Raw genomic sequence first — 9,396 nt, 5'->3', positions numbered from 1 at the left:
GAAGGGATTTTCGGGTTGGGCGATGGCACATTAAATGGCCGTGAAAAAGCCGTAGTATCCTATCTTGAGGATTATTGCATCCCCTGTTTAATAGGACGCAATCCTTTTGATACCGAAGACACCTTTCAATATTTTTACCGTGCCCCTTACTGGCGCAGAGGGCCTGTTACGATGAGCGCTATTGCTGCCATTGATATGGCTCTGTGGGACATTAAGGCAAAAGCGCTGAATGTTCCATTGTATGATTTGCTGGGGGGCAAATGCAGGGATAAGGTGTTGGTTTATTGCCATGCCAATGGCACAAATCTGGAAAACACCATTGAAGAGGTTGGTAAATATATTGAATCTGGATATAAAGCCATACGTGTTCAATCGGGTATCCCGGGGATTGACCACACTTACGGCGTTTCAAAAGAAGGAGAAAAATATGAGCCTGCCGAACGGACCAACCTGCCTACTGAAAGCAGATGCTGGGATACGGAAAAATATCTTTGTTTCCTCCCCAAACTATTTAAAAAAATTCGAGAAGTATATGGCGACGAATACTATTTCCTTCATGATTGCCATCACCGCCTCACCCCCATTGAGGCTGCACGTTTAGGAAAAGAATTGGAACCTTACCACCTGTTCTGGCTTGAAGATACTGTCCAGACAGAACTACAGGAAAGTTTCAGGATAATTCGCCAGCATACCACCACGCCATTGGCTGTGGGAGAAATCATGAATTCCTTATCCGACTGTCAGCAGTTAATTTCGGAGCAACTGATTGATTTTATCCGGATGACGATTGTTCACGGGGGAGGGATCACCCCCCTGCAAAAACTGGCACATTTTGCCGAATCCTATCACGTTCGTACCGGTTTTCACGGAGCAACCGACTTGTCGCCCATAACCATGGCTGCTGCCCTTCATTTCGACACGGCAATTTATAATTTCGGCATACAGGAACACATGCCACACGAAGCTTTGGTTGATGAGGTCTTCCCTCATGCCTATTATTTCAAGGAAGGATATATGTATCCTGGCGATAAAGCCGGACTGGGTGTTGATTTCGATGAAAAATCTGTAGAAAAATACCCATATCAGCTGGCTTATCTACCCGTCAACCGGAAAACCGACGGGACCATGTTCAACTGGTAAGAAACCGAAAAAATACCAAAAATAACCGTGAAGCCTTAAAAACTTCACGGTTGTATATTCTAAAACAGTAAAAATTACTATTTAAAATTTATATATTGCCCCAATAGAGATACTGCCCACGGTAACAATATTATCCAGTCCTAATCCAAAGCCAAAATTGTTGGTTCTGTCTTTTGTAGACCCACTTTTAACCAGAGTATGATAATAGCCGAAACTCAAAATATTAATGGTGGTTTCGAGAGAGAATTTTTCGCTTAAATCATAAGCGATACCGGGAACAACATTAAAATACATGTTTGTAGTTGTTGGCCCATCAGTGGATGACCCCCCTACTTCATGAGTCGATGAAGAAAATGAAAAACCGACATTGAGCTGGCCAAAAGCAGAAAATTTATTCCACCTCATTGGATAATAACGCATAAACGGACTTAGCCCGAATGTTGAAGATTTGTCAATAACTTCTGTACTGCCCGGTGTTTTAGTCCTGGTTGAAGTATAACCAATCGCAAGTCCTACAGCCACGTTCTCGGATAAAAAGGTCCCTATTTTGGGCGAAAAATTAGTATTGAATGTAGAAGGCTTGTCCGTTGTTGTTGTCCCGTTATCATGATTCCCGCCAGATGCACTGAATCCTATACTTCCACCAACAAAAACCTGAGCATTTAAGCTTACCAAGAAAAAAGAGAATAATAAAAAGAGGAAAATTTTACTTTTCATGACTTTCTGAATTTATTGACGCCTACTATTTTGGTCTTTCGGCTTTACCACCCAAGCTGAGATTTTGGGTTTTTGTTACGCTTAAGACAAATATAAGCATATTTAACGAGAGCATCAAATTTTATGAATAAGCTACTATTTTTCGCTCATCTCTAATATTAAATTTTTAAATTTCCTTGGTACCAAAACTGAAACGATCATTTTATCAGGAATTCTTGCATTTTCAAACCAAAGTTGCCAGGTAAAAAGCCAATAGGTACTTTTTAAATTATTGACTGAGGCCGGTAACAGCCCCATTGAGAATAGAAGAATATGAAATTTTTAAATAATTAACTTCAAGGACATAATTGCCTATAGACACCTACTATCAACAAGAAAAAATTCATACACAAATCTGACAATATAAATAAATTCCATAAAAATCAAAGCAGGTTGCTTGCCAACTCAGCCAGATAGCTGCGTTCACCCTTTACCAGGTTGACATGGGCAAAAAGGTCCTGATTTTTCATTTTATCAGTCAGATAAGAAACGCCATTGGATTTGCTATCCAGGTAAGGCGAATCAATCTGCTGGATATCACCGGTAAACACGAGCTTGCTTCCTTCCCCTGCCCTGGTTATAATGGTTTTTACTTCATGAGGAGTCAGATTTTGGGCTTCATCAATAATAAAATAAGCATTTGAGACACTCCTGCCCCGGATATAAGCCAGGGGAGTCAGCATAAGTTTCCCGTTTTTCTCCATCTCTTCAATATTCTGATAATCCTTACTCTGAAGATTGAACTTATTTTTAATCACCGATAAATTATCAAAAAGGGGCTGCATATAAGGAAGTACCTTTTCGTTCACATCCCCGGGCAGGAAACCCATATCCCTGTTAGCCAGAGGAACAATGGGCCGGGCCAGCAGTATCTGTCCGTACAACTTTCGTTGTTGAAGTGCTGCAGCCAGTGCCAATAAAGTTTTTCCTGTTCCGGCCTTGCCTGTAAGTGCAACCAGCTGTACTTCGGGCCGCAACAATGCATCGAGTGCAAAAGCCTGCTCGGCATTTCTGGGACTTATTCCGTAAGCATACTGCTTTTCGATACGGTTTACCAGCTTGTTAAAAGGATCATAATGAGCCAATGAACTGGCTTTTTCATTCCTCAAAATGAAATATTGATGAGAAGCAGGAGTTTCGGGGAAATTAAATTCGTCAACCGGTATGCCAAAAGAATTATCATACAATTTATTAATAAGTTGATTGTCAATATTTTCATATACTGTCACGCAATTACAAATCTCGTCCAGATTGGCAATTTTATCACTTTCATAATCTTCGGCAACCATTCCCAATGATTTGGCTTTCACTCGCAGGTTAATATCCTTGGAAATAAAAACAACCATTTTGCTTACATTTTTTTTAAATATGTACTCGGCAATGGCCAGTATTCTATGGTCTGGAGTATTTTCCGGAAAAGAACTGAGCATTTCTTTTGAAAACACTTTACCGGTTTCAACGAAAAGCTTACCCAACCCTTCGCCCAGAGGGATGCCTTCGGATAAAAGCAGAGTACCCGATAAACGGTCCAATTCTCTTGTAAATTCCCGAGCATGAAAATTGATCAGGTCGCTTCCCTTTTTGAATTTGTCCAACTCCTCCAGGACGGTAATGGGGATAACAATATCATTTTCTTCAAAATTATAGATGCACCTGTAATCATGCAACAAAACGTTGGTATCCAGAACAAATATTTTCTTGCTCATCATCGTAAGTGCTTTGATTTGCATTAAATTTAATAATAAATTTATAAATATTGTAATTTTGCAAGAATTGTAAGCTTATTGAATAATTATCTTACTATAAATTTTAAGAAAAATGGAACTGACCGAAGGATTATTAACCCGCCGCAGTATACGGAAATATACCGGGCAGGAAATCAGTCGCGAACAGATTGAAACATTTTTGAAAGCCGGTATGTATGCACCTTCAGCAAACAATGAGCAACCCTGGCATTTTATTGCCGTCAACCAACGTGAGATATTGGATAAACTGATGGCGGCCCATCCTTATGCTTCAATGCTTGCCGGGGCAAAATGGGCTATCATTGTTTGTGCCGATGAAAATTTACAAAAAAGTAAAGGCTATCTGGCAGTTGATTGTGCCGCCGCCACCCAGAATATTTTATTGGCAGCCCATGCACAAGGAGTGGGCTCTGTATGGCTGGGCGTCTATCCCCGGGAAGACCGTATGGCCGCTATTCAAAAAGTACTGAACCTGCCCGTATCTATTATGCCTTTTTCGATGATATCCCTGGGTTATCCCAGTGAACAAAAAGCTGATCCCAACAGATTTAAAAGGGAAAGAATTCATTTGAATTCATGGGAATAAATTGAATCATTTCCCTGGATTTTGGTTATTATTGCACGTTTTTTTAAGAAAGTAATTTGTCAATGACTTATCAGGAAACACTTGATTATCTGTTTAGTCAGCTTCCTATGTTTACAAGGGTAGGGAAACCTGCCTATAAAAACGATCTGACTGACAGTCTTAAACTGGATGAACATTTTGGACATCCACATCAGAAATTTAAAACTATTCATGTAGCCGGCACCAATGGTAAAGGCTCAGTATCTCATTTGATTGCATCCATTTTGCAATCAGCCGGGTATAAGGTAGGCCTGTACACTTCACCTCACCTGAAAGATTTCAGGGAAAGGATTAAAATAAATGGGGAAATGATCCCTCAACAGGAGGTTATTTCTTTTGTTGAAGGAAATAAAGCGTATTTTGAAGAGATAAAGCCCTCTTTTTTTGAGATGACCGTTGCCCTTGCTTTTAAATATTTTGCCAGTCAGAATGTTGATGTGGCAGTAATTGAAGTAGGCCTGGGCGGAAGGTTGGATTCGACCAACATCATCACCCCTGTACTTTCGGTGATTACCAATATAGGCCTTGACCATACGGATATACTGGGTGGGACATTGGAAAAAATAGCAGCAGAAAAGGCCGGAATCATTAAGAAAAAGGTACCAGTGGTAATTGGAGAAACCAACCAAAGGACTTACAGGGTATTCACCGACAAAGCCAAAGAAGAAGAAGCTCCTGTCTACTTTGCCGATGAAGAATACGAGGTTGATTATTCTTTCATCACGATGGATCATTTGCAATCGTTCGACATAGCAGTAGACGGCAATGTGGTTTATGAAAATCTGCAAACCGACTTACTCGGACTTTATCAAAGGAAAAATATACTTACAGTGATCAAAGCTGTAGATATACTGAAACAATTGAATTTCCATATTTCCGACCGGGACCTGTATGAGGGGGTTGCAGAAGTTTCCGCTAAAACAGGATTGCAAGGCCGTTGGCAGGTAATTCACCGTAATCCGCTCACGATATGCGACACAGGACACAATGAAGACGGTATCCGGTTTGTTTCCGAACAGTTTAATTCCATTCCGTTTAAAAAGTTGCATATTGTATTTGGCGTGGTAAAAGACAAAAAAATTGACGAGATGCTTAAATTGATGCCCAAAAATGCCACGTATTATTTCACCCGTGCAGGAATTCCCCGTGCTTTGGATGAAAACATCTTATTGGAAAGAGGTAAACTCTACGGTTTGAGAGGAGAAGCATATCACTCTGTTAAAGAAGCCTTTGAAGCTGCCCGTATGGCTGCCGAGCCTGCTGATATGATCTTTATTGGAGGCAGCACCTATATTGTAGCCGAAATTTTTTAAAAAAATCAGGCCATTTTTTTGGTGGAATAAAAAAAGCCATTACCTTTGCAGCACCAAACAAAAACAAAGGGAGCTTAGCTCAGCTGGTTCAGAGCATCTGCCTTACAAGCAGAGGGTCATAGGTTCGAATCCTATAGTTCCCACAAGGAAAAGAGAGGTTTTCATTTCTGAAAACCTCTCTTTTCTTTTACTCCACAATTTTAGAACTTGATCCTTATGATGCACATCGGATCCCTTTGTTGTATAGTTGTATGTTTTTTTTCTAAAGGCCGAACGGTTTATCATCTGTATTTATTGATTCTGCCTTTTCTTTAAACAGTTCTGGTTGGTACTGTGTTATTTTGCCTTTCAGATTTTCTCCTTTGAAAAAAAGTAAAGTAGGCACCTCTTTAATGTTCAGCTCATAGGTAAGCAACATGGATTCATCAATATTCACAATGTAAAACCTTACTAATCCGTTTAGTTTTTGAGCCTCTGCTTTGAGGTCGCCAACATATTTGTTACATACAGGATCATCAACTTTCCAGAATATGAGCACAACAGGTACAGCCGATTCTGTGAGTATGCTTATCAGGTCTTCTTCTCCAAGGTAGGTTATATTATCGATATTTGTAAAAGAGACCTTTGACAGTAATGCTCTGGTCTCAACACCGCCCCTGATAACCTTTACAGGAACTGCTGGCTTTGGATAGCTGCAGACCAAAGACAAAACCTCATCAATAGGAGTATTTTTAGTGATTCCCGTGTTTAAAACGGAGATCAGCTTATCACCGGGCTGAACAGAAACAGCAGTGAGACGTGTATCAAGATTTTCTGAACCTGTTTTTACAGGAGCCTTGCTTATTATATATATCCCGTCTTTCAGTGTCATAATACCCACTCCAGAAATGGAAGATAATCTTTTTTCTTCCACCACCTTATCCAGCCTTTTGATCTCCTTAATTACCTCATCTTTTTCAGGTGCATCAGGATAAAGCTTTAGATATTTTTTCAACTCTTTACAGGCCGTTCCGGCATTTCCCTGAATCATTGAAAATGTTTTGCCCAGGTAATAATGTACATCTGCAAAGTCAGGAGCTAATTTTTCAGCGGCATCGAACTCAATCAGTGCATTCATAATATCTGCCGGCATTTTTGCATTGCCGAAAGCCTCGATCCCTTTCGTAATATGATCTTTTATATTATCAGGTATCTCCTTCTGTGCACTGATTTCAACTGTTGAAAAACACAGGGCTGACATGACAATAGCTGTCAATAATAAATATTTATTAGTTCTCATTTCCGGATACTGTTTTATCATTTTTATTAACATCATAATTGCTTCTTAATGTTTCATAAAGCTCAACTCTTTTTTCACAGGCATTAATCTCTTCTGTAATATTTTTCTGTTCTTCTTTTGATTCCTCAAGGGCTTTCATGGCTTCCCCGAGGAGATCATCATGGGTGTTATCCGGTTTAGTTTCCGATTTATACTTATTGACCACGGCTTCGTTCGCTTTGATTTTTTTCTGAAGCGACCTGCCTGTTTCTTTCAACAGGGTTACATGGTTATTAATGCTGTCGGCTTTGAATTTTATGGTCTGGTAAAAGGATTGTTGAAAGCCCACTGGGTGTTCAGGTACAACATCCGGAATTGTTATTTTAACTTCAGGGCAATCGGATGGCAGTCCGGATGAAAAATCGGCCGTTGACCTGGTCTGTTCCATCGGACCTTCAGGCTTATTGAACTCAATGTTTGTACAATTTATTTTTGCTGCCTCTGTGCTTTTAAAGGCAGCGCAGTTAAGTTGTTTTATTGTTTTCACTGCCTCAGACTTTACCAGCCTGGTTTTGAAATCATTCAACGTGGCCTGCTTCTGATCTTCGAATTTTCCCTTTACCTGTTTGGTATATTCATCAGCGGCTCTGTTTACCTGTTCGGCTATTTGTTTTTTGTATTCCTCCCTTTTTCTGGCATCTTCTGCTTCCTGGGCATGGGTGTTTTTTTGTTTCGGCGGTGAATTAAGCAATTTTTCCAAAGCACTGAAGAGTCCGTTTATGACTGCACCGGCAACCATTTCTTTGACATTATCACTGCCTGATCTATAGCTGCCTGATGAAGAGGAAGAGGAAGCAGGAGTACACCGGTCAGAGCCATCGCAGTTACAGACGCAATTGTACTTTACACCGTCTTTATATGCAACGAATGGCTGACCGCATCCCACATAGTTGCCCTGCTGATCAAAACAGGCTTCTTTGGAAATGCCCTGACCCTTGGTACAAATCCCTGTTGAGGCAAATAAAATGGAAAGCAGCAAAAGGGCTGATATGTTTTTATTCTTCATAGTTCCACCATTTTTTTGTGTTTAACGTATCGGCCTGTATGATTTGCGGATGAATATCTTTTGTATTCAATAAAAATATTTGTCCACCAGTAACAAAAACTGCATCTTTATCATTAAGCGGGGATATTTCTACCTTGCCTTCCAATACCTGCACTTCAGTATTATTGTCAGATTCAACCCTGACAGTAAACTTGGTACCTCGTACTGCGCATATTGCATTGGGTGTTCTGGTCTCAAACTTCGACTTTCTCAAACACCTTATTACCTCTTTTTGCGCTAATCTGTTCCACTGGTCAGAAGAGAGCGAATTGTAATATGAAATAGATTTTAATAAAGAATCGTTGCTGAAATTATGATACATGTCAACCAATTTCTTCTCATATTCATCAGCTTTAAGAATACCTGAATAGACAGAACCTTTCATAACATCAAGAACTTGTGTACTGTCTTTTTCAGCGCTCATCTTTACTTTAGAGCCGGGACCAACCGTCAGAGAGCCTCTTCCTTCAAGAAAGTCAAAGCTGGCAAATCCGTCGGAAGAAGTAGAAATGATATCACCGGCATCAAGGCAGGGATTCTGAGAGGAGCTGATTTTGTATTGACTGCCATCGGGTTTAATTACTGATACCTGTCCCCTGCTGTTCAATAACACAGCATTTGTTTTTAGCGATGCATTTGATTTAATGGTTTTTTCAACCTCGTTCAGGGAGGCCTGATATTTTTTCTTTTTTTCAGTAAGAGCGGAAATAAAATTCCGGCAATCAGAAATAGACTGTTTTGATGTCGAGATTGCCTCGGATGAGATTCTGTAAGCTTCCTTATTGTTCTTTTCAGTGGCCATTTTCTGAATTTTCTCAGAGTTGCTTATTGTATTCTGGCATTTGACAATCTTTTTTTCATAGCCGGAAATTTCTCCGGAGAGTCGGGTTATGGTCTTCTGAAGGCTGATTGCCGAAGAGATAAGAACTACGTTGACATTTTGCTGGGGAAAGAGATTTGTTGCCCACAGGAAAGACAGACAGCAACAGATTAGAAGCTTAAATTTGTTTTTCATAGGGGGAATTTAAAAAATCAGTAACTATTTGAATTAAAAGTAACAAATAATCAAATACAATTCAATTATCCGGGAAAATAATTTATTCAGGTTTCGCAAGTAGTAAAAATCTGCCGCACAACGGTGACGGCATGAAAAGTTGCCTGCCTGCTTGTCACGCAGGCAGGTTTGGGATCACTCCCTTATCTGGTTACACTGAATTTTAATAGAAGTAAAAACCTTGAAACCGGCACTGCACCGGCAATTTTTTAGACCCTATGTTGAACTAAATCCGCCTGCAAGGATAACTATTCCCCAAATACCGTATTCTTTCGATATTCAAAGATTAATTTACAAAAATTGGATATGAGAAAGAAGTCTGGTTTAACCATTATTGAGCAGGCCATATTGCATATTCCCGAGTTCGAAACAGTCGCCCGCCCATAAAAAGAAGTATCAT

Annotated in this window: 8 protein-coding genes and 1 tRNA gene; 4 read left to right on the top strand and 5 right to left on the bottom strand. The window is 39.9% G+C overall.

What is annotated here, in order from left to right:
* Window positions 1-1,140: D-galactonate dehydratase family protein (locus Q8907_08355; protein MDP4274273.1), on the top strand; the 1,140-nt coding region annotated here is incomplete at its 5' end.
* Between the two features lie 81 nt (window positions 1,141-1,221).
* On the opposite strand, the gene Q8907_08350 is transcribed toward Q8907_08355, so the two are convergent.
* Together Q8907_08350 and Q8907_08345 are read right to left on the bottom strand one after the other, a co-directional pair.
* Window positions 1,222-1,857: an outer membrane beta-barrel protein gene (locus tag Q8907_08350; protein ID MDP4274272.1), complete on the bottom strand. Its 636-nt coding sequence runs from the start codon at window positions 1,855-1,857 to the stop codon at window positions 1,222-1,224.
* A gap of 422 nt (window positions 1,858-2,279) precedes the next feature.
* Entirely contained in the window at window positions 2,280-3,605 is a 1,326-nt protein-coding gene (locus Q8907_08345) for a PhoH family protein (GenBank protein ID MDP4274271.1), read from the bottom strand.
* Window positions 3,606-3,714: 109 nt separating this feature from the next.
* Between Q8907_08345 and Q8907_08340 the strand changes: the two genes are divergently transcribed.
* From Q8907_08340 to Q8907_08330, 3 genes are all read left to right on the top strand, one after another.
* Window positions 3,715-4,227: a nitroreductase family protein gene (locus Q8907_08340; protein ID MDP4274270.1), complete on the top strand. Its 513-nt coding sequence runs from the start codon at window positions 3,715-3,717 to the stop codon at window positions 4,225-4,227.
* Between the two features lie 62 nt (window positions 4,228-4,289).
* Window positions 4,290-5,579: a folylpolyglutamate synthase/dihydrofolate synthase family protein gene (locus Q8907_08335; GenBank protein ID MDP4274269.1), complete on the top strand. Its 1,290-nt coding sequence runs from the start codon at window positions 4,290-4,292 to the stop codon at window positions 5,577-5,579.
* Between the two features lie 68 nt (window positions 5,580-5,647).
* A tRNA-Val gene (locus Q8907_08330) sits at window positions 5,648-5,722 on the top strand.
* Window positions 5,723-5,841: 119 nt separating this feature from the next.
* On the opposite strand, the gene Q8907_08325 is transcribed toward Q8907_08330, so the two are convergent.
* The 3 genes from Q8907_08325 to Q8907_08315 are packed head-to-tail and all read right to left on the bottom strand — an operon-like array spanning window position 5,842 to window position 8,957.
* Complete coding sequence (locus tag Q8907_08325; GenBank protein ID MDP4274268.1) at window positions 5,842-6,858, bottom strand: hypothetical protein; 1,017 nt, start codon at window positions 6,856-6,858, stop codon at window positions 5,842-5,844.
* On the bottom strand, window positions 6,848-7,903 hold the full coding sequence (locus Q8907_08320) for a hypothetical protein (GenBank protein MDP4274267.1): 1,056 nt from the start codon (window positions 7,901-7,903) through the stop codon (window positions 6,848-6,850). The genes Q8907_08325 and Q8907_08320 overlap by 11 nt, the downstream gene beginning before the upstream one ends.
* Entirely contained in the window at window positions 7,893-8,957 is a 1,065-nt protein-coding gene (locus Q8907_08315) for a FecR domain-containing protein (GenBank protein ID MDP4274266.1), read from the bottom strand. Before Q8907_08315 ends, Q8907_08320 begins: the two co-directional genes overlap by 11 nt.
* Window positions 8,958-9,396: the final 439 nt, after the last annotated feature.

The sequence above is a fragment of the Bacteroidota bacterium genome (assembly GCA_030706565.1).
In the GTDB taxonomy this organism is placed as follows: domain Bacteria; phylum Bacteroidota; class Bacteroidia; order Bacteroidales; family JAUZOH01; genus JAUZOH01.
The sequence above is the reverse complement of the archived record's forward strand: the minus strand, read 5'-3'. Positions and strand labels throughout refer to the sequence as shown.

Coding starts and splice junctions, on each gene's coding strand:
- Q8907_08345 (MDP4274271.1), bottom strand. CDS start 3,605: ATGATGAGCAAGAAAATATTTGTTCTGGATACCAACGTTTTGTTGCAT.
- Q8907_08320 (MDP4274267.1), bottom strand. CDS start 7,903: ATGAAGAATAAAAACATATCAGCCCTTTTGCTGCTTTCCATTTTATTT.
- Q8907_08325 (MDP4274268.1), bottom strand. CDS start 6,858: ATGAGAACTAATAAATATTTATTATTGACAGCTATTGTCATGTCAGCC.
- Q8907_08335 (MDP4274269.1), top strand. CDS start 4,290: ATGACTTATCAGGAAACACTTGATTATCTGTTTAGTCAGCTTCCTATG.
- Q8907_08315 (MDP4274266.1), bottom strand. CDS start 8,957: ATGAAAAACAAATTTAAGCTTCTAATCTGTTGCTGTCTGTCTTTCCTG.
- Q8907_08340 (MDP4274270.1), top strand. CDS start 3,715: ATGGAACTGACCGAAGGATTATTAACCCGCCGCAGTATACGGAAATAT.
- Q8907_08350 (MDP4274272.1), bottom strand. CDS start 1,857: ATGAAAAGTAAAATTTTCCTCTTTTTATTATTCTCTTTTTTCTTGGTA.